The sequence below is a fragment of the Myroides indicus genome (genome assembly GCF_004364575.1).
Classification (GTDB): Bacteria; Bacteroidota; Bacteroidia; order Flavobacteriales; family Flavobacteriaceae; genus Flavobacterium; species Flavobacterium indicum_A.
The window spans coordinates 1-25,459 of the sequence record NZ_SOAG01000009.1 but is presented as its reverse complement, the minus strand read 5'-3'; the positions used below and the strand labels follow the sequence as shown (position 1 = coordinate 25,459).

Annotated in this window: 23 protein-coding genes; 11 read left to right on the top strand and 12 right to left on the bottom strand. The window is 37.2% G+C overall.

Annotated elements, in window-relative coordinates; genetic code table 11:
- Positions 1-140 precede the first annotated feature (140 nt).
- From gpmI to pruA, 6 genes are all read left to right on the top strand, one after another.
- A complete protein-coding gene (gene gpmI / locus C8P70_RS05005; protein ID WP_133712242.1) occupies positions 141-1,658 on the top strand; it encodes a 2,3-bisphosphoglycerate-independent phosphoglycerate mutase in 1,518 nt (505 codons plus the stop codon).
- A 142-nt stretch (positions 1,659-1,800) separates the two neighbouring features.
- The gene (map, locus tag C8P70_RS05000) at positions 1,801-2,619 is read left to right on the top strand and encodes a type I methionyl aminopeptidase (protein ID WP_133712241.1); all 819 of its coding nucleotides are present in this window, start codon (positions 1,801-1,803) and stop codon (positions 2,617-2,619) included.
- A 17-nt stretch (positions 2,620-2,636) separates the two neighbouring features.
- Positions 2,637-3,401 carry a class I SAM-dependent methyltransferase gene (locus C8P70_RS04995; protein WP_133712240.1) on the top strand — a complete coding sequence of 255 codons (765 nt, stop codon included), beginning with the start codon at positions 2,637-2,639 and terminating at the stop codon, positions 3,399-3,401.
- A 114-nt stretch (positions 3,402-3,515) separates the two neighbouring features.
- A complete protein-coding gene (locus C8P70_RS04990; RefSeq protein WP_133712239.1) occupies positions 3,516-4,766 on the top strand; it encodes a type IX secretion system plug protein in 1,251 nt (416 codons plus the stop codon).
- A 72-nt stretch (positions 4,767-4,838) separates the two neighbouring features.
- A complete protein-coding gene (gene apaG / locus C8P70_RS04985) occupies positions 4,839-5,225 on the top strand; it encodes a Co2+/Mg2+ efflux protein ApaG (protein ID WP_133712238.1) in 387 nt (128 codons plus the stop codon).
- 90 nt (positions 5,226-5,315) lie between these two features.
- Complete coding sequence (pruA, locus tag C8P70_RS04980; protein WP_133712237.1) at positions 5,316-6,941, top strand: L-glutamate gamma-semialdehyde dehydrogenase; 1,626 nt, start codon at positions 5,316-5,318, stop codon at positions 6,939-6,941.
- A gap of 45 nt (positions 6,942-6,986) precedes the next feature.
- Here pruA and rsmG read toward each other — a convergent pair whose 3' ends face one another.
- Positions 6,987-7,616, bottom strand: a complete 630-nt coding sequence (rsmG, locus tag C8P70_RS04975; RefSeq protein ID WP_133712236.1) for a 16S rRNA (guanine(527)-N(7))-methyltransferase RsmG — start codon at positions 7,614-7,616, stop codon at positions 6,987-6,989.
- A 111-nt stretch (positions 7,617-7,727) separates the two neighbouring features.
- Here rsmG and C8P70_RS04970 point away from each other — a divergent pair, with 111 nt between their 5' ends.
- The 4 genes from C8P70_RS04970 to C8P70_RS04955 all read left to right on the top strand — a co-directional run bounded on the left by C8P70_RS04970 (position 7,728) and on the right by C8P70_RS04955 (position 10,958).
- Positions 7,728-8,918, top strand: coding sequence for a pyridoxal phosphate-dependent aminotransferase (locus tag C8P70_RS04970; protein ID WP_133712235.1), 1,191 nt, complete (start codon positions 7,728-7,730; stop codon positions 8,916-8,918).
- Between the two features lie 98 nt (positions 8,919-9,016).
- The gene (locus tag C8P70_RS04965; RefSeq protein ID WP_133712234.1) at positions 9,017-9,598 is read left to right on the top strand and encodes a Crp/Fnr family transcriptional regulator; all 582 of its coding nucleotides are present in this window, start codon (positions 9,017-9,019) and stop codon (positions 9,596-9,598) included.
- Positions 9,599-9,676: 78 nt separating this feature from the next.
- On the top strand, positions 9,677-10,408 hold the full coding sequence (locus C8P70_RS04960) for a pirin family protein (RefSeq protein ID WP_133712233.1): 732 nt from the start codon (positions 9,677-9,679) through the stop codon (positions 10,406-10,408).
- Positions 10,409-10,433: 25 nt separating this feature from the next.
- Complete coding sequence (locus tag C8P70_RS04955; RefSeq protein WP_133712232.1) at positions 10,434-10,958, top strand: YceI family protein; 525 nt, start codon at positions 10,434-10,436, stop codon at positions 10,956-10,958.
- An 82-nt stretch (positions 10,959-11,040) separates the two neighbouring features.
- Here C8P70_RS04955 and C8P70_RS04950 read toward each other — a convergent pair whose 3' ends face one another.
- The 11 genes from C8P70_RS04950 to C8P70_RS04900 all read right to left on the bottom strand — a co-directional run bounded on the left by C8P70_RS04950 (position 11,041) and on the right by C8P70_RS04900 (position 20,688).
- Positions 11,041-11,310: a hypothetical protein gene (locus C8P70_RS04950; protein WP_133712231.1), complete on the bottom strand. Its 270-nt coding sequence runs from the start codon at positions 11,308-11,310 to the stop codon at positions 11,041-11,043.
- A 17-nt stretch (positions 11,311-11,327) separates the two neighbouring features.
- Positions 11,328-12,242 (bottom strand): pseudouridine synthase, encoded by a 915-nt coding sequence (locus C8P70_RS04945; protein ID WP_133712230.1) that lies wholly within the window; start codon positions 12,240-12,242, stop codon positions 11,328-11,330.
- Between the two features lie 76 nt (positions 12,243-12,318).
- Complete coding sequence (locus C8P70_RS04940; RefSeq protein WP_133712229.1) at positions 12,319-12,921, bottom strand: TlpA disulfide reductase family protein; 603 nt, start codon at positions 12,919-12,921, stop codon at positions 12,319-12,321.
- 101 nt (positions 12,922-13,022) lie between these two features.
- The gene (locus C8P70_RS04935; protein WP_133712329.1) at positions 13,023-13,946 is read right to left on the bottom strand and encodes a geranylgeranylglycerol-phosphate geranylgeranyltransferase; all 924 of its coding nucleotides are present in this window, start codon (positions 13,944-13,946) and stop codon (positions 13,023-13,025) included.
- 63 nt (positions 13,947-14,009) lie between these two features.
- Positions 14,010-14,948 carry a mevalonate kinase family protein gene (locus tag C8P70_RS04930; RefSeq protein WP_133712228.1) on the bottom strand — a complete coding sequence of 313 codons (939 nt, stop codon included), beginning with the start codon at positions 14,946-14,948 and terminating at the stop codon, positions 14,010-14,012.
- A 73-nt stretch (positions 14,949-15,021) separates the two neighbouring features.
- On the bottom strand, positions 15,022-15,375 hold the full coding sequence (locus tag C8P70_RS04925) for a cysteine-rich CWC family protein (protein WP_133712227.1): 354 nt from the start codon (positions 15,373-15,375) through the stop codon (positions 15,022-15,024).
- A gap of 15 nt (positions 15,376-15,390) precedes the next feature.
- Positions 15,391-16,824, bottom strand: coding sequence for a COG3014 family protein (locus C8P70_RS04920; RefSeq protein WP_133712226.1), 1,434 nt, complete (start codon positions 16,822-16,824; stop codon positions 15,391-15,393).
- Between the two features lie 16 nt (positions 16,825-16,840).
- Positions 16,841-17,434 (bottom strand): penicillin-binding protein activator LpoB, encoded by a 594-nt coding sequence (locus tag C8P70_RS04915; RefSeq protein ID WP_133712225.1) that lies wholly within the window; start codon positions 17,432-17,434, stop codon positions 16,841-16,843.
- A 29-nt stretch (positions 17,435-17,463) separates the two neighbouring features.
- The gene (locus C8P70_RS04910; RefSeq protein ID WP_133712224.1) at positions 17,464-17,850 is read right to left on the bottom strand and encodes a hypothetical protein; all 387 of its coding nucleotides are present in this window, start codon (positions 17,848-17,850) and stop codon (positions 17,464-17,466) included.
- A 62-nt stretch (positions 17,851-17,912) separates the two neighbouring features.
- On the bottom strand, positions 17,913-19,001 hold the full coding sequence (gene mvaD, locus C8P70_RS04905; protein ID WP_133712223.1) for a diphosphomevalonate decarboxylase: 1,089 nt from the start codon (positions 18,999-19,001) through the stop codon (positions 17,913-17,915).
- A gap of 94 nt (positions 19,002-19,095) precedes the next feature.
- Positions 19,096-20,688 (bottom strand): tetratricopeptide repeat protein, encoded by a 1,593-nt coding sequence (locus tag C8P70_RS04900; RefSeq protein WP_133712222.1) that lies wholly within the window; start codon positions 20,686-20,688, stop codon positions 19,096-19,098.
- A 448-nt stretch (positions 20,689-21,136) separates the two neighbouring features.
- On the opposite strand from C8P70_RS04900, the gene C8P70_RS04895 reads away from it, so the two are divergent.
- The coding region (locus C8P70_RS04895; RefSeq protein ID WP_133712221.1) for an MBG domain-containing protein at positions 21,137-25,459 on the top strand (4,323 nt) is incomplete at its 3' end.

Sequence of the window (25,459 nt, the reverse complement as noted above, 5' to 3'; positions counted from 1 at the left end):
AATAATTACAATCTCAAAATATTTATTGTTCATTATTTTCTGCTAATGAGTATTTTATAGCTGTCATTTATAACATTTTCGCCAACTATTGCGTAATTTTGCATTACACAACTAAAAAACGCATTAAGACTGAAATTATTATGAATAAAAAGGTAATTCTGATGATTTTGGATGGTTGGGGACAAACTCAAAATCCAAAAGTATCTGCTATCGAACACGCAAAAACTCCCTTTATTGACAGTTTATACACCAAATTCCCCCACTCTTATGTATTGACAGACGGGTTAAACGTAGGATTGCCTCCGGGACAAATGGGAAATTCTGAAGTAGGGCATATGAATTTAGGCGCGGGTAGAATTGTTTATCAAGACCTGGTAAAAATCAATATGGCTGTGGAAGATAAATCCATTGCTCTTGAGCCGGAATTACAAAAAGCCTTTTCGTATGCCAAAGACAACCACAAAAAAGTTCATCTTTTAGGACTATTGTCCGATGGAGGTGTACACTCTAACGAGCAACATCTGTACGGATTGCTCGATGTTGCCAAAACGTATGATTTATCAGAAGTATATGTGCACGCTTTTACAGATGGGCGTGATGTGGATCCAAAATCGGGAATCGGACATCTTCAAAAACTAGAAAAACACTTTCAAAAATCTACCGGAAAGTTAGCTACCGTCATAGGCAGATATTACGCAATGGATCGGGACAAACGCTGGGAGAGAGTAGCAAAAGCATATCAGCTTATCGTAAACGGAGTAGGGAGTCACAGTACTAATGCAATTCAAAGCGTACAAAACAGTTATGACCAAAATATTACAGATGAGTTTATCGAGCCGATTGTTATGGTCAATAAAACAAACCAGCCCGTTGCTAAAATTGAAGATGATGATGTGGTAATCTTTTTTAACTTCAGAACCGACAGAGGAAGAGAGCTGACTCAAGTGTTGTCTCAAGAAGATTTTCCGGAATACGATATGAAAAAACTATCCTTGTATTACGTTACGCTGACTAACTACGATAAAACTTTCACCAATATTCGCGTCGTATATGACAAAGCCAATATCAACAACACCTTAGGCGAGGTTTTAGAAAAATACGGTAAAAAGCAAATCCGAATCGCCGAAACTGAAAAATACCCGCATGTTACTTTCTTTTTTTCGGGAGGGAGAGAAATTCCTTTTAAAGGAGAAGAGCGCATTTTATGTCCTTCACCTAAGGTAGCAACTTACGATTTAAAACCAGAGATGAGTGCCTATGATATAGCCAATGCCTTAGTGCCCGAGTTGAAAAAAGAAGAGGTAGATTTTGTATGCCTTAATTTTGCCAACGGCGATATGGTCGGTCATACAGGTGTAATGGAAGCTGCCATAAAAGCTTGTGAGGTAGTTGACCAATGCGTCCAAAAAGTGATTGAAACAGCAATGGCACACAATTACACTACCATTGTTTTGGCAGATCACGGAAATTGCGAAACCATGATAAATGAAGACGGAACACCAAATACAGCACACACAACCAATCCGGTGCCTATTATTATTGTAGACAAAGACATTCAAAAAATAAATAACGGAATTTTAGGTGATTTAGCCCCTACTATATTAAAATTAATGGGAATACCGCAACCGGAAGAAATGCCCAGACACCCTCTTATTTAAAATATAATAGCCAAATATAATCTTGCCAAACATATAAAATACATCTGTCATTGAGTGATGAGCAAAAAAACAGAACAACACTTTTTTTGATTGGATTGAAAACCTTAATTTTGCAGTATATAAATACATTACCTATTCAAATATGATCATTCCAAAAACTTCGGAAGAAATCGAATTGATGCGCCAAAGCGCATTAATAGTTTCTAAAACACTAGGTATGCTGGCAGCAGAAGTAAAGCCGGGAGTAACCACCTTAGAATTAGACAAAAAAGCCGAAGAATATATCAGAGATCACGGAGCAGAGCCCGGATTTTTAGGACTATACGGATGTCCTTCCTCAATTTTAACGAGCGTTAACGAGCAGATTGTACACGGACTGCCGACTAACAAACCGTTGGAAAACGGTGATATAGTTTCGATAGACTGTGGTTCTATCATGAACGGTTTTTATGGAGACCACGCTTATACCTTTGAAGTAGGAGAAGTAACCGCTGATGTCAAAAAGCTTTTACAAATTACAAAAGAATCGCTTTACGTTGGGATTCGCGAATTTAAACTAGGAAACCGCGTGGAAGATGTGGGCAGTGCCATTCAGCGTTATTGCGAAGCCGAAGGCTATACCGTTGTTCGCGAATTAGTAGGACACGGACTAGGAAGAAAAATGCACGAATCCCCTGAAATGCCTAATTACGGAAAACCGGGAAGAGGAAAGAAATTTGTAGAAGGGCTGGTTGTTGCTATCGAACCGATGATTAATATGGGAACGCGCAACGTTAAACAATTAAGCGATGGCTGGACAATTGTAACTCGCGACGGAAAACCATCTGCCCATTTTGAACATGATGTAGCGTTAGTAAACGGAAAACCGGAATTGCTTTCTACTTTCCAATACATCTATCAGGTTTTAGGTATTGAAAGCAACGAAGAAGACGAATTCAGAGCAATTCCTTTAGTGCTTTAATTTTTTTTAAAGCCTTGATGAAAAAACTTTTTAAAACCATATTGAACCTTGTACCTCGACCGATATTAATTCGGTTGAGTTACCTCGTTCGCCCTTTTTTAGCATGGTATTTAAAAGGAAATACTTATACTGATCCTATTGATGGAAAAAGCTTCCGTTCATTTCTTCCTTACGGCTATGCCACGCAGCGAAATAATGTACTGTCTCCGGGAACTCTTTCCTTAGAAAGACACCGATTGCTATGGCTTTATCTCAAAAACGAAACGGATTTTTTTATTGCTCCCAAAAAAGTATTGCACTTTGCACCTGAACAAGCGTTTTATAAAAGATTTAAAAAACAAGCCAATCTGGATTATACAACAACTGATTTGATTTCACCTTTAGCAGACGTAAAAGCGGATATTTGTAATTTGCCTTTTGAAAGCAATAGTTTTGATTTTATTTTATGCAATCACGTGTTAGAACATATTCCGGATGACACCAAAGCTATGCAGGAATTGTACCGAGTACTCAAACCAGGCGGTATGGGAATTTTTCAGGTACCTCAGGATTTAAGCCGCAAAAAAACTTTTCAGGACGATTCTATTACAAACCCAAAAGAGCGTACCCAGATTTTCGGGCAATACGATCATGTTCGCATTTATGGAACAGATTATTTTGACAAATTGCGAAGTATTGGATTTGAGGTAAATGAAGTAGATTATACTCAAAATTTTTCTCCCGCAGAAATCAACAAGTACGGTTTGGCTGCAGGGGAAATAATTCCCGTCTGCATAAAATAATCTCTTTTATTTCGGAAGATTGACAAAACAAAGGAGTTTTAGTAAATTACACCTTCAGATCACCTTCAGTTAATTATTTTTTCATATCTTCATCAGTTTGAAAAACTGTTGACTATGATTAATAAACTACTTTATATTTTATGCTGCTTACTATTTGTGCACAGTGCAAAAGCCCAAAAAACTGCCGATTTTACAGCAGATTATATCAAAAGTGCCGCTTTTACAAAAGACAGTCAATCAGTCAACCCTTTCTTTGAACTTGGAGAAAGCTTTAGCATAGAATTTGACGACCTTTACGGCAATGAAGGAAACTATTTTTACCGCGTTAAAGCCTACAATTACGACTGGACACCTTCCAAACTCAAACAAATAGAGTACATAAAGGGCATGGAAAATCAGCGAATTAAAAACTATGTTAACTCCTACAATACACTGCAATCTTATACTCATTATAAACTGACATTTCCAAATGCCATGTACCGGATTACTAAAAGCGGAAATTACATTTTAGAAATTTACGACGAAGACAACGAAGTAGTTATCAGACGTAAATTTATTCTATATGAAACTATGGTTAATGTACCTTCACAAGTAAAACGAACTCGCAATCTTAAATATTCTGAGACCAAGCAAAACGTGGATTTTACGATAAAACTTGGAGATGCTCCTTTTCAAAACCCCGTACAAAACATAAAAGTAGCTATCTTTCAAAACGGTCGTTGGGATTCATACATCAAAGACATCAAACCCATGTATACGATTGGCACCGATTTGATATATAAATACGATGGAGAAACGCAGTTTTGGGCAGGCAATCAATTCTTGTATTTTGACAACAGCGACATTCGTCAGGTAAACAATATGATTTTTTCCAATAAAATTGAAAACGGAATCTATAACACCTATTTGTACACCAATGAAAGCCGAAGATATAAGGGATACACCTACTTCCCAGATATAAACGGAGCTTTTTATCCGCGTATAATCGGAGGAAAAAACGCAAATGCCGAAGCCGAATACAGCTGGGTGTACTTTAGTTTTAAACCTGATAGTGATATGCCGGATGGAGTAGATTATTACATAACCGGTATGTTTAACGGATATGAACTCACTCCTTCAAGCAAAATGGCATATAATACTCAAAAAGAGGCTTACGAAAAGGCAATTTTGCTAAAACAAGGCTTTACTAATTATAGTTACACAGCCGTTTTCAAAAACAAAGTGAATCCGGAATTAAATCCAGACGGCAACTATGCGCTCACAACCAATCAGTATCAGATTATCGTTTATTACAAATCTGCAACAGATTTATACGATCGCGTCATAGGCTTTGCAGAAGCAAATGCAAAAGAAATCACATATTAATTCGTCAATTTGCTTACAGTAAAGGTTTTATTTCTTAATTTTGATTGATTCCAAACGCTAAAGAAATAGATTATGGTTACTCAAATTACAAAAGGGATTAAGATTTCTGTACGAACGGAGTACGAAGGAAGTTTTTTTAAAGCACGCACAATACACTTTGCTTTCAGTTATGAGATAACAATCGAAAATCAAAGCAATCATTTGGTTCAGTTATTTTCTCGCCACTGGAAAATTCAGGATGCATTAAACGATTCTACAATTGTGGAAGGTGAAGGTGTATTGGGAGAAAAGCCCATTATAAAGCCCGGTGAATATCATCGTTATAGAAGCGGTTGTGTGCTAACCTGTCCCTACGGAGCAATGAAAGGCTTTTACAGAATGCTTAACCTATCTACTTCCAAATCTTTTAAAGTAATCATCCCTTCATTTAAGCTGGCTTCTCCTTTTGCTTTAAATTAACAGTATTGTATTTGTGCTGAATATCCGGCATTATTTAGTCCTTTTTTTTAGCTATATTTGTAATCAAAATCATTTAAAACAGTACGAATTATGTCTAAAGGATTCTATAAAGTTCCGACAGCATACAATGAGCCCGTAAAGTCATATGCTCCCGGATCAACAGAAAGAGAACTAACATTGGCTTCTTTCAAAGAACAATACAATCAACAAGTTGACATCCCGTTATACATTGGCGGTGAAGAAATCCGAACAGGAAATACAAAAAATCTATTTCCGCCTTTTGATCACAAACACAAATTAGGTGTTTATCATCAGGCAGACAAAAACCTTATTGAAAAAGCAATCTCTACCGCTTTAGAAGCTAAGAAAAAATGGGCACTTATGCCTTGGGAACAGAGAGCTTCAATATTTTTAAAAGCTGCAGAATTACTTGCCGGACCTTACCGCGCAAAAATTAATTCAGCAACAATGATTGCTCAGGCAAAAACCCTGCATCAGGCAGAAATTGATGCCGCTTGCGAATTTATAGACTTCCTGCGCTTTAACGTTCAGTATATGACACAAATCTATGCTGAACAACCAGCATCTTCTGAAGGAATATGGAATAGAACAGAACATAGACCATTAGAAGGATTTGTATATGCTATTACTCCTTTTAACTTTACAGCTATTTCAGGAAACCTACCTTCTTCCGTTGCCATGATGGGGAATGTAGTAGTTTGGAAACCTTCTGCTACACAGATTTACTCTGCACGCGTAATTGTGGAGGTATTCAAAAAAGCAGGATTGCCTGACGGAGTTATCAACGTAGTTTACGGAGATTCTGCCATGATTACAGATACAATACTATCAAGTCCTGATTTTGCCGGTATTCACTTCACTGGTTCCACGGGAGTATTTAACAGTATGTGGAGCAAAATCGGACAAAATATCAATAATTATAAAACCTATCCTAGAATTGTGGGAGAAACCGGAGGTAAAGATTTTGTTATTGCTCACCCTTCGGCATGTCCAAAAGAAGTTGCAGTTGCTTTGACAAGAGGTGCTTTTGAATATCAGGGACAAAAGTGTTCTGCCGCTTCCAGAGCTTATATCCCGACATCTTTATGGAATAAGGTAAAAGAGTATATGGCGGAAGATTTAAAATCCATCAAAATGGGAACGCCTGAAGATCCTTCTAATTTTGTATCTTCCGTAATTACAGAAAGCTCTTTTGACAAACTTTCAAAATACATTGAGCAAGCCAAAAAAGACGCAGATGCCGAAGTTATTTTTGGAGGAAACTGTGATAAATCAGTAGGTTATTTTATTGAACCAACGGTAATTTTAACTACTAATCCTCAATACGAAACCATAAAAACGGAACTTTTCGGACCTGTTTTAACCATTTACGTATACGAAGATGCTAAATGGAGCGAAACTCTAAAGTTAGTTGATGAAACTTCTGTTTACGCCTTAACAGGGGCTGTTTTCTCTAAATGCCGTTATGCTATTACAGAAGCTACAGAGGCATTGACAAATGCTGCGGGTAACTTCTACATCAACGACAAACCGACAGGAGCCGTTGTTGGACAGCAGCCTTTTGGAGGTGCGAGAGCTTCCGGAACCAATGACAAAGCCGGCTCGGTATTAAACTTATTGCGTTGGGTTTCTCCGCGTACAATTAAAGAAACTTTTGTACCCGCTAAAGATTATAAATATCCGTTTTTAGGATAAACACATAAAATGAAAAGGCTATCTGTTAGATAGCCTTTTTTAATTTCATCTTTTATACTTTAAAGGCAGATAAACCACCTTCTTGGTTTCAAAAAATTCGTTATCAAAAATATGAGACAAGGCAAATTCCACTGCATTTGGAAAGCCTTTCAGCTCTTCTGTCAAATCCCCTCCTTTTAGGTAAAGAATACCGTTTTCAAATTCGTGTTTATTTTCCTTTTTAGTTTTGTGCCTTATCCACTTCACAAAATCGGGCATATTAGTTACAGCACGGCTTACAATAAAATCGAATTTTGCAGCCACCGTTTCAGCTCTCTTTTGTTCTGCCACTACATTTTTCAATCCTAATTCAGCAACAACTTCATTAACTACGCGAATTTTTTTGGCAATTACATCAATCAGATAAAAATTAGTTTCCGGAAACAAAATAGCCAAAGGAATTCCCGGAAATCCTCCTCCTGTTCCTACATCCATCACATCCGCTCCGGCTACAAATTCCATGACCTTAGCAATACCCAGTGAATGCAAAACGTGTTTAGTATACAGCTCTTGAATATCTTTACGGGAAATTACGTTAATCTTAGCGTTCCAATCTTCATAAATACCCTTTAGTTTTTCAAACTGACTGATTTGCTCAGGTGTTAAATCAGGAAAATATTTCAGAATTTCTTCCATGGCTTATTTTTTGACAAAAATAGCTTTTATTTGGAAAAAACAGGACAGAAATTCCTTTTATCCGTTCAGAATAACTACCTTTGAGTAGCATTTTATAAAACCATTTTTATAATGAGTATTCAGTTTTTATCAGACAGAATTAACAGTTTGACTACGTCGCAGACTCTTGCCATGGCAGCAAAAGCACGCGAACTTAAAGAACAAGGAATCGATATCATAAGCTTAAGCTTGGGCGAACCCGACTTTAATACTCCCGACTTTATCAAACAAGCAGCAATACAGGCAATCAATGACAATTATAGCAAATATCCTCCGGTTGACGGGTACCTCGATTTAAAGCAAACAATTTGCAAAAAATTTAAAAGAGATAATAACTTAGATTATTCTCCCGCTCAAATTGTAGTTTCTACCGGAGCCAAACAGGCATTGTTTAACGTGGCACAAGTTATGATTAATCCGGGAGATGAGGTTGTTATTCCCGCTCCTTTTTGGGTAAGCTATGCCGAAATTGTAAAAATAGTCGGCGGTATTCCTATAGAAGTACCTACAACAATTGAAACCGATTTTAAAATAACGCCTGCACAACTGGAAAACGCTATTACCGCTAAAACAAAAATGATGTGGTTTAGCTCTCCATGCAATCCCAGCGGTTCGGTATATAGCCAAAATGAATTAGAGGCATTAGCTGACGTACTTAAAAAGCATCCGAATATTTTTATTCTTTCGGATGAAATCTATGAGCACATCAACTTCTCTGGTTCTCATTGCAGCATTGGTACTATCGGTAATCTTATTGAACGTACCATTACCATCAACGGCATTTCTAAAGCGTTTGCCATGACTGGATATCGCATTGGCTACATTGGTGCACCTGAATTTATTGCGAAAGCGTGTACAAAAATGCAGGGACAAGTCACTTCCGGAGCTAATAGCATTGCACAAAGAGCTACAATTACAGCTTTAGAAGCAGATCCCTCTGTTTTGAAAGAAATGGTACAGGCATTTAAGAACCGTAGAGATTTAGTTGTAAAATTATTGCGTGAAATTCCCGGAATAAAGATCAACATTCCTGAAGGAGCTTTCTATGTATTTCCTGATGTTTCTTCATTTTTTGGAAAAACCTTAAACGGTACTCTCATCAACAGCGCTGATGATTTATCCATGTATTTATTAGACAAAGCGCATGTAGCAACTGTAACAGGAGAAGCCTTTGGCAACCCAAACTGTCTTCGACTTTCCTATGCAACAAGTGAAGATCAGCTTACAGAAGCATTAAAAAGAATTAAAGAAGCATTAAAATAACCATCTCTAAAAGGCTTTGTTTTACACAAAGCTTTTTTTGTTTCTATTTAAAAACACACTATATTTAGTTGCCTATAAACAATACAATTATTTTTATTGTGGAATTACTTCTAAAAAACGTTGCCAAACACGTACAGCTTAACAAAGAGGAAGAACAAATCTTGTTGGATTCATTTGTCCTTACACGTCATCCCGCCCGAACAAAATTATTAAAATCAGGTGAAGTCTGTATTAACAGCTTTTTTGTAGTTTCAGGAATTTTGCGTAACTACTGTCTGGATGATAACCAAGCGAACGAACACACCATAAACTTTGCAACTACTGATTGGTGGATTGCGGATATGTACAGTTTTTTATCGCAAAAACCGGGAAATTCGTATATTGAAGTTGTTGAAGATGCTATTATTATGACACAAAGTCGTGAACAGCAATTGGCAATTTTTGAACGCATCCCCAAAATGGAGCGTTTTTTTAGAATTTTAATGGAGCGTTCTCTCATCGCTAATCAGCAGAGACTGATAGACAATATGGCTTTAAGTGCAGAGGAGCGCTATAAACGATTCTGCCAGCGTTTTCCTACTATTAAATACAATGTACCTCAAAAGCAGATTGCTTCTTATCTGGGGGTAACTCCTGAATTTTTCAGCAAAATGAAAAAGAAACTGCTAATGGAAAAATAGACCCTTTATTTTTCTTAACCTACATTAAGCACTCGCTAAATCAGGTTGTTGTATCTTTGTAATAGAAAAAAACGAGCTATGAAAAATAAAATTATTTACAAAGCGGACAGCAGAGGACACGCCGATCATGGTTGGCTAAAGTCTTTTCACACCTTTAGCTTTGCCAATTACAGAAACAACGACCGCGTTCATTTTGGTGTTCTCAGGGTGTTAAACGATGATTACGTAGCTCCGGGAATGGGCTTTGGAACTCATCCGCATGAAAACATGGAAATCATTTCTATTCCTTTATCCGGAAGCTTGGAACATCGCGACAGTATGGGGAATGGAGAAGTTATAAAAGCCGAAGAAATTCAGGCAATGAGCGCCGGAACAGGAGTGCAGCACAGCGAGTTTAACCCGGATGAAAATCAAGCCAGCCAATTCCTGCAAATTTGGGTTTTTCCCAATCAGCTCAATGTGCAGCCAAGATACCAACAAATTGGTTTATCCAAAAAAGACAGACACAATCAGTGGGATCAGATTCTTTCGCCAAATCCGGAGGATAAAGGAGTTTGGATTTACCAAAACGCATGGTTTCACCGAGCTGATTTAGATCAAGACAAATCGCTGTCCTACTCACTTAAAGACCGGGCAAACGGAATATTTTTATTTGTTTTGGAAGGAAGTATCTCTATAGATGAAGTTGAATTAGGCAGGCGCGATGCAATAGGTTTCTCAAACGAACCGGATTTTACTATACATGCCCTGCAAAACAGCGAAGTATTGCTGATGGAAATCCCTATGGAACTCCCATCTTATTTAAAATAATTAATTAATATAAAAAAACAAAATTATGGAATCAAAAATCTGGAAAATCGACACAACCCATTCAAACATTGGGTTTAAAATCAAACACATGATGTTTACCAATGTGAAAGGAAACTTTAACAGCTATTCAGCTTCAGTTGAAATGCCTGAAAGCAATTTTGAAAAAGCAAAACTCACATTTGAAGCAGATACCTCGTCTATTAATACAAATAATGCAGATCGAGATAATCACTTAAAAAGCGTAGACTTTTTTGATGCTGAACAATTTCCAACTGTAAAATTTGAATCGACAAATATTGCTAAAAAATCAGATAATGAATATGCTGTAACCGGTAATTTGACGATGCATGGCGTAACTCAACCGGTAACATTAAATGCAGAATACAGCGGGTTGATGAAAGATCCATGGGGAAACACCAAATTGGCCTTGTCTCTTGAAGGGAAAGTAAACCGAAAAGATTGGGGGTTAAACTGGAACTCTGCTCTTGAATCGGGAGGAGTATTGGTTAGCGAAAACGTAAACTTTGATATTGAAACTCAATTTTCGTAATTACATTACAAATGTTTTCAATATAAACAAAAAGGCTGTTTACTACGAAACAGCCTTTTTGTTTATAAAAATATTCTTACTTTTAAAAATCTGATTGTTCTCCTCTAAATAAAGCAAGAAAAACAGAACCAAAAACCACAGCAGCAAAAATCCACAAGCACATCATAATTAAAAACATGATTAATTGTGCTTTTGCCCAATTAACTCTATTTCTGTTTCCGCTATCTCCTAATCCCCACACAAAAAGCATTACTATATTAGCTATCGGAATCATCATAATAAGCATTGTAATAATCCATTCCTTAACAGACATTACCTGATTTCTGCTATCTGTTACTTCAAATTTTTCCATCTTTACGTATATTTATTTTATCCTCTTTTTAAACTTCCTATTTCTTCTTCTGTCAAGAATCTCCATTTGCCACGCGGCAAATTCCATTTTGTCAAGGATCCGTACATTACTCTGTCTAGCTTAATAACATTATATTCCAACTTTTCAAACAGAGCACGTACTATTTTCACGTTAGAAGCTCTGAGCTTGATACCGATTTCTGTTTTTGGTTGTCCGTCTACATATTCTATTTCTTCTACAAAAACCTTGTGTTCATCTATTAGCAAGCCATTCTTTATCTTCTCTATATCCGTGTATTTTAAATTTCTATCCAGTGAAACCTGATATAATTTAGACACTCTTTCTTCCGGAGAATTCAACTTTTGAACTAAATTCATATCATTAGTAAACAACATCAGCCCTATTGTAGTTTTATCCATTCTTCCTACAGGAATCAAGGTTTTATTATGTGCTGATTTAACTAAACTCAAAACATTTTCAGCGCTGACAATCGACTCATTAATCGTTGCAAAACCTTTTGGCTTATTCAATAGTACATACACTTTTTTCTCCGGGGTAATAACCGAACCATCAAAGTTTACAACATCGTCCGGTTTTACGCGGTACCCCAATTCTGTGATTACTTCACCGTTTACCTTCACATTGCCCGAAACAATATAGATATCTGCTTCTCTTCGTGAACAGACCCCGGAATTACTAATATATTTATTCAATCGCATTTCTCCAGCAACGGACTCTTGAGGCTCTCTTTTGATTTTGGGTTTATTCTCAAAAAACTTTCCTCCGCCTTTGCCGTAACTCTTTTGAGCAGCATTATTTCTCCCTGCATTTTTAGAAAGAGACTTCTTTCCGGCATTACCCGAAGTCTTCTGATTTCCTTTATTGCCTCGATTTGAGCTGTTGTTTTTTGAATTGGATTTACCGTTATTCATATTAAAATATTTCTGCAAAGATAATCATTCCCTTTTGTAAAAGAACTACTGTTTTTAGATTACCCTTTGCTCTTATTTATTTTTTTATCTGATCATCAAAGTAATTATCAAAAGCCGTGCTAATATCAAATCCTAAAAATTCATTTACAATTTCTCCATTTTCGTCCAGCATAACACAAAAACCAAAACCGTGAACCTTCGTTTCATCAGCTCCTATATTCTTTACAAATTTTTTTAACGCCATATAATTTTGGACATCCACCGTTGAAGATGATTCTTTAATGATATAAGATACAGGCATCCTCAATCGATTCATTTGCTTGCTCATCAGATCTTTTTGCTTTTCATTATTCTTGTCTGAACTAATAAAAATCAAATCCATATTGTTTTTCTGTGCATATCTTTTTAAATAAGGGATCTCTTCTACACAGGGTTTACACCACGAAGCCCAAAAATTAATCATAGTTGGTTTATTTATTTTTTTTCTGATTTGCAAAAAATCTTCTGCCGTCACCTCTTTTATTTCTGTTTCAAAATCACTGGATTCTATCGGTAATATGTCTGTTGACTCATCCATTGTAATAGTAACCATCTTTGTATTCAAATACAAATAGGCAATTCCACCCAACACAAAAATCCCGACAACAATTCCCGCTAAGAACAATAAGACTTTTCTCATAACGTCAATTTTTAAATCATTTACCCTATTAGTAGCAGAAAAAGAGATTTGTTACACTAAATTTTAATTTATAAACTCTAAAAAAACTATAGGATAAATATTTAAAGAACTTCTTCTAAAAGTATTTTACCATTCACTAAAACGTCGGGGCTAATCAATACTATTGAGAATACTCCTAATAAAATTAAAATTTTTAAACTAATGTGAAGTTGATGATATTCGGCAGTAGTATAGGACCTCCACAATTTATATAGAAACACACCTAACACTATAATGCTCAAATAAAAATAGTATTTCATATATCCTACATCGTGTTGATACACCAATAAAGAAACGGGAATCAAAGTCAATATTACCAAAACAGTAATGACTGTTTTTGCTGTTCTTTCGCTGAATCGCACGGGAATAGTTTGATAATTATTAGCAAAATCTCCCTTTATATTTTCCATATCCTTAATCATTTCTCTGATTAGAATGATTAAATACAGAAAGAATGCGTGAATAAATATGGCGGAATGAAAAAACTTAAAATACATTAAAATCCCGAAAAAAGGCAGAATAGCAAGCAAAGATGCTACCAAATTGCCGATTATGGGATATTTCTTTAATTTATGTGAGTAAAACCAAAGCAGAAAAATATATAATGAAAAAAATATCGCGGCATGAACAGAAATTAACAGCGCAACTCCTACCGATAAAAAGTTCAGACCAAAATATACTTTTAGTTTAGTAGACTGACTGACCAAACGATCCAGCATAGACTTATTGGGGCGGTTAATTAAATCTTTTTCGGCATCGTAAAAATTATTAATAATATATCCGCCGGCAATGGCTAAAGAAGAAGCAAAAATAATCAGCAGCAAACGCCAGTCTAAAATAACTTCTAATGCTCGCTTTTGAGGAGCAAATATAAATATAGATGCCAAATATTGGGCAAGAACAATAATAGCAATATTATAACCCCTCACAACAGAGAACAAACTGAATATTTTAAGTAAGAATAGTTTGTTTTTTCTGGACAGCATATTCCTTCTGATATCCATTTGTTTCGCCCAAAGCGAAAGGTTTATATTTATTTATCTCTCATATCAGAACTGGTAAACCACCTCCAATTTATAGTCTTTTAAGGACTCTTTGGCTTTTTCAATATCTGGTGCAAATCCCAAAATATATCCTCCTCCGCCTGAACCGCAAAGTTTTAAATAATAATCGTTGGTTTCTAATCCTTTTTGCCAAACGGTATGAAATTGTTCCGGAATCATGGGTTTAAAGTGATTTAAAACAACTTTAGACAACTTTTTGGTATTGTTGAACAGCGATTTCACATCCCCTTTCAAAAAGTTTTCCACACAGGCATTCGTGTATTTTTCAAACTGATCTTTCAGCATATGGCGAAATCCCTGATCTTTCAGGTTTTCCATAAAAATAGTAATCATCGGCGCTGTTTCACCTACAATTCCTGAATCTATTAAAAATACCGCTCCTTTACCGCTTAAGCTTTGAGAAGGAATCCCCGTAGGTTCAATATTATCTTTAGAATTGATAAGAATAGGAAGACTTAAATAGCTGTTTAGCGGATCTAAACCAGAACTCGTACCATGAAAAAAAGCTTCCATCTTTCCAAAAATTCTTTTGAGGATAAGAAGCTTATCCTTTGTCAGGTTTTCCAGCACCGTAATTTTATCTAAAGCATACTGATCGTATATAGCTGCAACCAATGCTCCGCTACTTCCTACTCCGTAACCTTGCGGAATACTGGAATCAAAATATAAACCTTGCCCAATATCGTCATCCAGCTTTTTAAAATCAAACTGAACTAAGTCAGGTTCTGCCTCTTGCATATCCTTTAAAAAAGCAACAAAGTTTCTCAAATTCTCATTTGATTTTAATGCAGTTCCTGCCAAATCAGCTTCTACTTTAAGTGCTCCGTTATAAAAATTATAAGGAATGGAGAGCCCTTTAGAGTCTCTGATAATTCCATATTCTCCAAAGAGAAGAATTTTTGAATAAAATAAAGGTCCTTTCATAGCAATAAAAGTATTTTTACTCTGCAAAGGTAGGCATTAATTTTTACAGGGTAATTTTTTGAGATCTTATTTTTTATAAATATCTGTTTTTGAATCCATAAACACAATGCCTGCATCCGTTTTGGCAACATTGCCCTTTCATCAGGTGATAGAGTTCTGTAAAGACAAAATAACCGTTTTCCATATAGTAATGAGTACCTTCCTGCATCTGGCTTCTGCGCTTGGGAAATTCATTGACTTTCGCGTATTGGATCATCTTTTCAATTTTACTCAGGCAAGCGCTACATAAGCATTTGTGGTATGTTTGAGATAAAAACAATCTCGTATCATTAGAAACAGGCACATTTGAACATTCACATTCTGAGATGTTATCTACCTTGCATTCCAAAGATTTTTTACAATGGGTACAAACCGTATTTTTAGACATAATTTACTTTAGACTTTACATTGTAGCAAAATTATAAAACTGCATTTTCCCCTTGCCTTCTACCGTAATTTTTTGATCAACACGCTGTCCTTCAGGTTTTTCAAGAGAAAACGTAATCTCATTTGTTCCTTTTTGCAATGGAACCCTCACATAACTAATCTGTGACGGCAGTGTTTGCCAGTTTCTGGTATCTGCTTTTTCAGAAAGCATGTTAAATAATTGTACTCCTAAACCCAAGCCTTCCAAAACCGCATTGTCATTTCCATTTTTGCCGCTTGATCGGGAAGCTGCTTTTAAAGCATACTCTGCCGACTTTTTAACAGCCAAACGAGTTAAAATCTGCCCCAGCTCTTTCCCTGCACGCTCTTTTAAAGTCAACACTGCCAAAGCATCGATATCCTCTACCAATTCAAATTTAAAAGAATCCGATTCATTTACCTTTGCCGTGGCATAAGTAAACGGCAGTTTTTGAACTATGTATTTTGGATAAGCAATATTTACACTGTGAATATCATTTAAAGACGTTTGTCCGGCAATACCAAAATCAATAGGAATCATTACTCCCAAGGCATTAGTAAAAAACACGCCTCCTTCTTCTCCTTTCACCAAAGAAAACACAATATTTTCTTGCTCTTTAATCGGCGCTTTTCCGTTTTCCCAAAAAATCACCAGCTCCCCTCCTTCTGTCGGTGTATAATCCTGAAATACCAGATCAAAATCTCTTTCTAATTTATTCAGTTCACTTGTAAATCCCAATTTATAAGCCATTCGCATAGCGTCATATTTCAGGTTCTCAGGCATAGATACGCCGTAATACATTCCGTCAGCAGATTGCTGGTACACCTCAACAGCGTTTCTATACGCTATAAAAGCATCGTTATAATTGCCGTCGTATTCATAAATCAACCCTTGTAAAGTCAGTGAAAAAGCATCTTTTGAATACCGGTTTGACTTGTCGTTATACTTGTCGCCCTGAGCGTAATTTTGCAACGTAATTCGTCTGGCTTCCACAATAGCCTCATCCGTTTGCCCCAGATACATATAGTTGAGCGCCTTGTAATAGTGAAGCATAAAAATCTCGAATTCCTCCCCTTTGTAATTTTGAGACATCGAATTTAAAAACAGCCCCACCGCTACATCGCCAACGTTTTTAAGCCCGTCTTCTATCAGTAAATCCGCCCGATTTAAATAGCGATTGCTTTCTTCGTATTCTCCACGCAAATGAGCCACTCGCCCTTTTTCCATATAATACAAAAGCTGATTCCGCGGCTTTTTTAACAAGGCATTCTTGTCCAGCTCTTTTTCTGCCTCTTCAAAATTATGTGCCCCTATTTTTTGATAATAATCCGTAATTCTGTCGTGATATGACGCACAGCCAAACACGAAAAACATCAATGTAAAACACACTGATGTTTTCAGAAAAAGATTGATGGTTCTTTGTAAAACCATTTATGTATTTTTAAAGTTAGTTTTTAACGTATTTAGCAATTTTTTTGTCTCCAATCCAAACTACTTCATTCGTCTGAATGTTAGTCAATTCTAAATTCACCTGATAGTAAACTACTTTTTGCTTTTTATGCGAATCTACAATAGAGTTTATTGATCCTTGAAGAATAAAATCAGCTCCGTTTTCCAACCCGAACTTTTTCATTGTAGAAACTGAAGCGTTTGTTTGCTGGTCTGCTTTTTCAGCTCTAAGTTCTTCCCGTTTCTTCCCTCCCTGTACCAAACGCACTCTTTGAGATTTGATAAACGACTGTTCAACATCTTTTACAAATGTTTCCGCATCAATGTGTTCGTGGCTTTTATTCATCACCATTCCAACAATAACAACCGGCTTTTTACCCGCGTTATCCTCCTGAAAATCACCTATCCAGGATCCGCTCAATACTTGATCTGTCATTTGATTGGCTACTTCTCTGGAATCTGTATTATTCCATCTTCCACTGATATCAATGGTTTCTTCTGTACTTACTCGGGTTACCTGACGGCTGCAAGAACCTATAAATAATCCTGAAGCAAGTAAGACTGCGGCTAATGCGATACGTTTCATCTGCATATTATTATGTTATATTTTTAAGTTTAGTATTAAATAGAAAACCACCAGTTTCCGGTTCTGTATCCTACGCGGGGCATCCAGTTCCAGTTCCATCCGCTATTATATCCGTAATAACTGCCATAGTAATTCGGATAATAATCGCGTCCGTATTTGATACGCGCCATTCTCTCCTCATGACGGTACTGTCTTCTTAAAGCTCGTCGCTCTTCTCTTGCCTCGTACCAATCATACGCTTTGTAGGTATCCTGTACGGTAGTGTTCATGGTTACTGACAATGAATCTGCTGCTGCAAGATATTTATTCATACTTACGCGAAAGTTTGGATTTTGATCCTCTGCCTGCGTTTGCGCATTTGCTTCCTGATATGCCATCAAGACACCAAATGCTATCCAAAATAAGGTTAATATCTTTTTCATATTCAAAAAATTTAATTGTGGAATAGCATCAATCTTTATACCACAATATAAAAATACAAAAATTATTTGATTCGTTCAGAACCAAATCCTAATTTATCTTCAATATATTGCTCATTATCACAAAAAACAGCTAATTCCTGTCTGATAAAAGTCATTACAAAATCCACTTCTTCTTCCGGAAACAGCACATGAACATTCGCACCTGCATCCAATGTAAAACAAACCGGAATTTTAGTCTGCTCTCTAAAACCCCATATTTTTTCAATAATCTTCAAAGTATTCGGCTTCATCAGAATAAAATAAGGAATCGAAGTCATCATCATAGCGTGCAAAGTCAGTGCCTCGCTCTCTACCAATTGAATAAAACCTTCCAAATCACCTTCTTTCAGAATGGCAGCCATAGCCGACAAGTTCTTCTCTGCCTGTACAAAACGCTCCTTAGCAAAAGGATGATTGTGCATCAAATCGTGTCCCGCCGTACTGGAAACCTTTTTTTCGCCTTTGTCTACCAAAAGGATGACATCCTTGTAATTTTTAAACTTTTCGTGAACTTCACAGGGAAAAGAAACGCCGTACAAGTCCGAACTCCCTTCTATCTCCGGATGACTTCCCCAAACAACTACGCTTCCCGAGATACTTCTGCAAGCGCTCCCCGACCCCAAACGCGCCAAAAAAGAAGCTTTTTGATCAAAGTATTTTTCTGTCATTTCCGGCACAAACAGTTTTTCTAAAGACATGATATTAACCGCCAATGCTGCCATACCTGATGCGGAAGAAGCAATGCCTGAACTGTGTGGAAAAGTATTGCGGGTGTCAATAGTAAAGTGAAAATAATTAATATAGGGGCAATATGGCATTATTCGCTCAAAAAACTTCTGAATTTTAGGCTTAAATTCCTCTTTAACCTCCCCTTCAAATAACAAATCAAATAAAATTCCGCTATCGGACTTAGCCTTATAGGTCAAAGTCGTAATTGTTTTACAATCGCTAAGCGTAAAGCTTATGGAAGCATTCGCAGGAATTTGATTTTCCTTTTTACCCCAATATTTTACCAATGCAATATTACTTGGAGATTCCCACGAGAAACTACCCTGTAGAGCAGAAGCCAGCTCTATCTTTTTATCAAAAATAAAATCATTTGTGTTTGCCATAGTCATCCTATATTTAAGCAAAAATACTATCTTTTATTACAATTAGAACGTTGCGAAGCCAAAAATGCAAACCGCCGTTCAAAACCAATTAGTTTTAATTCAAAAATTGCTCAAAACCAAGTATATCTTGTTTAACACCATATTTTTTTCGCAAACGCTGCTTCGCTTTTTTAACAGCCTCTGTAGTTACACCCAAAATATGGGAAGTTTCTGAATTACTCAGTCCCGTTTTTTGCAATAATATAATTCTCAGATTAGACTCCGTCAGTTCCGGAAAATTACTCCGCAATTTTTTGTAGTATTCCGGTTCTTCTTCAATAAAAGCTTGCTTAAAAAGCTCCCAATTTTCATCAGTCATCAAGTGGGACAACAACAATTCTTTGAGTGTTATCGTTTGCTTTTTTCCATTTATTTTTTGTATTTCTTTTTCTAAAAGACTGATTTGTTGATTTTTTTCTTCCAAAAAGGTATAAAAAGAGGCTAAAGAATTATTAGCTGTCCTTAGTTTTTGCTCTGACTGTATTTTCTCATACTGAAACGAGAGTATTTTTTTGTCAAACTCCGTCATTCGCAATCTCAGACGGCGCCTGTATGAAATATAAATCAACACGACTACAACCAACAACAAAATACTGACCATCGTCCAAGTCCAACGCAGTAAAGAAGCTTTTTCAAGCTTTGCCTGCTCTGCTTCTAACTCCCACTGTACCATCTCCTTCTGAAATTTAAGAACAATCTTATCGATAGCTTCTCTATTCTCTGTTTCAGTTAACACATTTAGCGAGTCCAGTTCCCTTCTGAGCAATAATTCCTCTGTAGTATCCTTCTGTTGAACAACAATTTGCAAAAGCAATTCTACACTCTCTTTTTCAAACCCTTTTAAATATGTTTTACTGGCTGCATATTGCTTGGCTGTGGTTAAGGTAGTATAAGCTTGCTCAATATCTCCTTTTTCCCAATAGAGTTTACCCAATTGCAATTGAGCAAACATGGTATTGCGGTTATCACCGTTATTAACCGATAAAGCAATGTCCTTCCAAAGCAATTCTTCTGCTTTTTGCCAGTTTTTCCGAGATATTTCAACCCTTGCCAAATCCCCTAAAGCTTTGGCATAACGTATGACATCCTTATTTTTTTCAGCACTCTGTTTGGTTTGTTCAAAATAAGTCTCCGCTGCAACAGTATCTCTCTTACTCAAATAACAATTGCCCAAAGCATTGAGCAAATCGCCATAACTTTTTGATTCAGTAGACGTTAATTTTAAAGCCCGGTGGAGATACGCTATACTTTTGTCATATTCGGCAATAGTACTAAAAAAGTATGCGTTTAGCTTTAAAACTTCTGATCCCTGTATCAGTTCGTTGTCCGAAATAAACTCCAATGCCTGCGATGACTTAAAAAAATAAGGCAATGCTTCTCCGTATTGATTGTATGAATAAAAATAAAAACCTGCCTTGGTAAACGCCCAAATCTGTAAAGCCTTATTTTCAATATCTGTAACCCTATTTACTGCTGTTTCATAAAGAGATGTACTTTTATCATTAAACCGATCCAATTCACGAGAATACAACCCAGCCAATAAAACCTTCTGAATAATAGCTAGTTCCTTCTCTTCTTTTTTAGAAGCTTGCTTTAGCTGCTGTTCGGTCATCTGCATTAAACTATCTTTATCGGAAACAAGTTCCATGCAAATAATTTCTTTTTCCAAAACAGCAGACCTGCTATTTTGTGCAAAGCTCTTTAAAAACAGTCCCGAAAAACAAACCAGTATGTAGAAAGGTGTTCTGATAATATTATTTTTTGGCTAAGATAGCCAATTGCCGTTATTTTTTAAAACACCTATAAACATATAAAAATCAATAAATTACAAAAACACTATTCTTTTGTCCACCCCTTTGTCCACCCCCTAAATGCGCCATTTATTCATTTCTTCATTTATTTTTGATACTAAAATGAAAAGATAAAAACATGACACAAGCTTTTAAACGAGAAAAACAAATACAAGGTTGAAGTAGAGCTAAAAAAGAAGCATTAATTAATTAATTAATTGGAACTCCTAAATTATTACCAAGCCTTGCAATTGCATACCGTGATTTAAATAAAAATAAAACTACTACAATTATTAAGACAAATAAATGAAAAAACTTTACTTATTACTTACATTTATATTTCTGGGAGTTCAAATGCAAGCTCAAGACTATACTCCTTTAACTATTACTTCCGGTTTTAATGAAGATGTTATTGCAGAGGATAGCCCTGCATCTACCTATACCACCTCGGCCGTTGATGCAACAAGCTCTGGTGCAAATAATGCTTTTATGAGTACTAATTACCCCAATGCAACAGTAGGACTTCCTGCGAACGGGTTAATTACTTCTATTGCAACAGGTACACCAGGATTGACCTTTCAACTAGCGCCATATAATCAAAATAACAGTTTAAAGATTAATGCAAATAATGGCACAGGTACCTTAGCGGTTCAAACAACAAATAAGTTAATTAAATTATATTTATTAGCTACTTCTGGGAGTTCAACGTCAACATTTACTGGGACTATTACTTTTACAGATGCAACAACGCAAACATTTACTTCTCAGTCTGTTCCGGATTGGTACGACCAAGGTACACCAGCAATTACGATTCGAGGAATTGGAAGAGTGCCTCGTACTGGAACTCAAAACCCAGATAACAATACGACTAATCCAAAACTATTTCAAGTAGCCATTGATATTAGTTCAACCAATCAAAATAAGATTATCCAACAAGTTGCCCTTACTAAAACCAGTTCAACTAGTGGATTTTTGCATATTTTTGCTTTATCCGGCGAAATTACACCAACTTGTTTTAAACCAGAGAACTTAGGTATTGAGAATTTGACTGCAACAAGTGTAGATTTAACTTGGACAAGCGCAGGAAATACGTTTGATATTAAATGGGGGGAAAGAGGTTTTAGTGTTGCTACAGCTGGAACCTTAGTCACTGGTTTTGCCAATGGAGGAACACTTTCTGGTTTAACTGCAGATATGAATTACGACTATTATGTACGCCGTGATTGTGGTGCTGTAGATGGAGTAAGTGCCTGGGCAGGTCCTTTTCAATTTAGAACAGGTTATTGTATACCTACAGGAGCTACTAATAATTCGGATGAGATTAGAAACTTTAAACTTTCCAATTTAAACAACAACTCAACAGCCTCTGAAGGAACAGCTGGATATAAGGATTATTCCGGAACAGTTGAGCCAGCGATATTAGAAATAGGGGAGGCTTACGTGGCTTCGTTGACTAGTGGATCCGGAACTGGAACTCACGGAGCTGCTATTTGGATTGACTATAATAATAATCTCATTTTTGAAGCCAATGAAAAAGTGAGTATAATTGGCAATACCATTTCATCGAGTACCACGGTCAATTTTCCTAGTTTTACTGTTCCTGCAACAATACAACCTGGTATATATCGACTTAGAGTACAATATCATCACAATAAATCCGGAGCTGATCTAGATCCGTGCACCATCACCTCTATCTATGCAGAGACGGAAGATTATGCGGTTCAAATTATTTGTAAACCACCTGCTTTAGTTTCTTCTACTGGAGGATCAATTTGTAGAGTTGGTACTGCAACACTTCAAGCGACTTATGAAAGAGGCTTGGTAAGATGGTATGAATCAGCAACAAGCACAACTGTATTAGGTACAGGAAATACATTTGTTACACCAGAAATTTCACAAACGACATCATATTGGGTAAGTTCAACCGCAGATGCAGTAATTAAAAATGTAGGAAAAGTTGCCCCAACTGATAATTCTACGTATGAAAGTACGGATACGGGTATTGTATTCTCTGTTACAGAGCCAATAAGAATTACAAGTGCAAATATTTATGCTACAAGTAGTGGAACGATAAATGTAAAAATTACTAATAGTGCTGGAACCGAATTATATTCTACAGGGAATATAAATATTCAGGCAAATGGTATAACAACACCGACTCAAGTTCCTATGAATTATGATGTACAGCCAGGTACAGGTTACCGCATGTTAATTAAAGCTTATTCAGGAGTATCTTTAATTAGAGAATATTCAGCTACTTTTCCTTATGTAAGTGATGATAATGCAATAACACTTACAGGAGGATATCTTTTGGGTGCAAGTTCTACCTATTATTATTTTTATAATATTGGATATGAAGTAGGATGTACAAGTCCTCGTACTGAAGTAGTAGCTACTGTAAATGAAGCTCCAACAGCTCCGACTGTTAACGCTGCAATTCAATATACTTATGGAGAAACAGCCGTTGCATTAACAGCAACTACGCCGGCTAATCATAGCTTGTTGTGGTACACAACCGAAACCGGCGGAACGGGTAGCAACACCGCGCCAACACCAACAACGGATGCAGTGGGCACTCAAACCTATTGGGTAAGCCAAGTTACAGCCAACGGTTGCGAAAGCGAACGCACAAAAATAGAAGTAGTTATTAACCAAGCCACATTGACCATAACCGCCAACAGCGGACAAAGCAAAGTATACGGCGAAACCGATCCGGTACTAACTTATAGCGTTAGCGGATTCCAAGGCACAGATGACCCAACCATCCTGACGGGTGCTTTGGACAGGGCAACCGGTGAAGACGTCGGCACCTACGCTATTGGGCAGGGCGATTTAAGCGCAGGAGACAACTACGAGATTGACTTTACAAGTGCGGATTTTGAAATTACCAAAGCCACGCTGACTGTTATTGCCGATGACAACCAAGGTAAAGTTTACGGCGAAGCTGATCCCGTATTGACCTATACCGTTAGCGGTTTCCAAGGCTTGGATGATGAAACCATTATAACCGGTTCTCTAAGCAGAACTGTAGGAGAAGACGTCGGTACTTATCCGATCACTCAAGGCGATTTAAGCGCAGGAGACAACTACGAGATTGACTTTACAGGAGCAGATTTTGAAATTACCAAAGCGAAACTCATTGTTACTGCCCACGCAAACCAAAGCAAAGTGTACGGCGAAGCTGATCCCGTATTGACCTATACCGTTAGCGGTTTCCAAGGCTTGGATGATGAAACCATTATAACCGGTTATCTAAGCAGAACTGTAGGAGAAGACGTCGGTACTTATCCGATCACTCAAGGCGATTTAAGCGCAGGAGACAACTACGAGATTGACTTTACAGGAGCAGATTTTGAAATTACCAAAGCTACGCTGACCGTAATTGCCGACAGCGGACAAAGCAAAGGGTACGGCGAAACGGATCCAGTGCTGATATATACCGTTTCGGGTTACCAACGTTTAGATGACAACAGCATCCTAAGCGGAGCGTTGAGCAGAACCACCGGAGAAGACGTCGGTACTTATCCGATCACCCAAGGCGATTTAAGCGCAGGAGACAACTACGAGATTGATTTTACAGGAGCCAATTTTGAAATTACCAAAGCTACGCTGACTGTTATTGCCGATGACAACCAAGGTAAAATATATGGCGAAGCTGATCCAACATTTACTTATACCGTTTCGGGCTATCAAGGCGCGGATGACCCAACCATCCTGACGGGGTCTTTGGACAGAACAGCAGGCGAAGACGCGGGAACCTACCCAATCACTCAAGGTGATTTAAGCGCAGGAGCGAATTACGAGATTGACTTTACAAGTGCGGATTTTGAAATTACCAAAGCCACGCTGACTGTTATTGCCGATGACAACCAAGGTAAAATATATGGCGAAGCTGATCCAACATTTACTTATACCGTTACCGGATTCCAAGGCTCGGATGACCAGACTCTTTTAATCGGTGCATTGAGCAGAACCGCCGGAGAAAACGTCGGCACCTATCCAATTACCCCAGGCGATTTAAGCGCAGGAGCAAATTACGTGATTGACTTTACAGGAGCCAATTTTGAAATTACCAAAGCTACGCTGACTGTTATTGCCGATGACAACCAAGGTAAAATATATGGCGAAGCTGATCCAACATTTACTTATACCGTTACCGGATTCCAAGGCTCGGATGATGAGAGCATCTTAACCGGAGCTTTGGACAGAACAGCAGGCGAAGACGCGGGAACCTACCCAATCACTCAAGGTGATTTAAGCGCAGGAGCGAATTACGAGATTGACTTTGCAAGTGCGGATTTTGAAATTACCAAAGCCACGCTTACGGTAACGGCAGACGCTAACCAAAGCAAAGGGTACGGCGAAACCGATCCGGTGCTGACTTATACCGTTAGCGGTTTCCAAGGCTTGGATGATGAAACCATTATAACCGGTTATCTAAGCAGAACTGTAGGAGAAGACGTCGGTACTTATCCGATCACTCAAGGCGATTTAAGCGCAGGAGACAACTACGAGATTGACTTTACAGGAGCAGATTTTGAAATTACCAAAGTTACGCTGACTGTTATTGCCGATGACAACCAAGGTAAAATATATGGCGAAGCTGATCCAACATTTACTTATACCGTT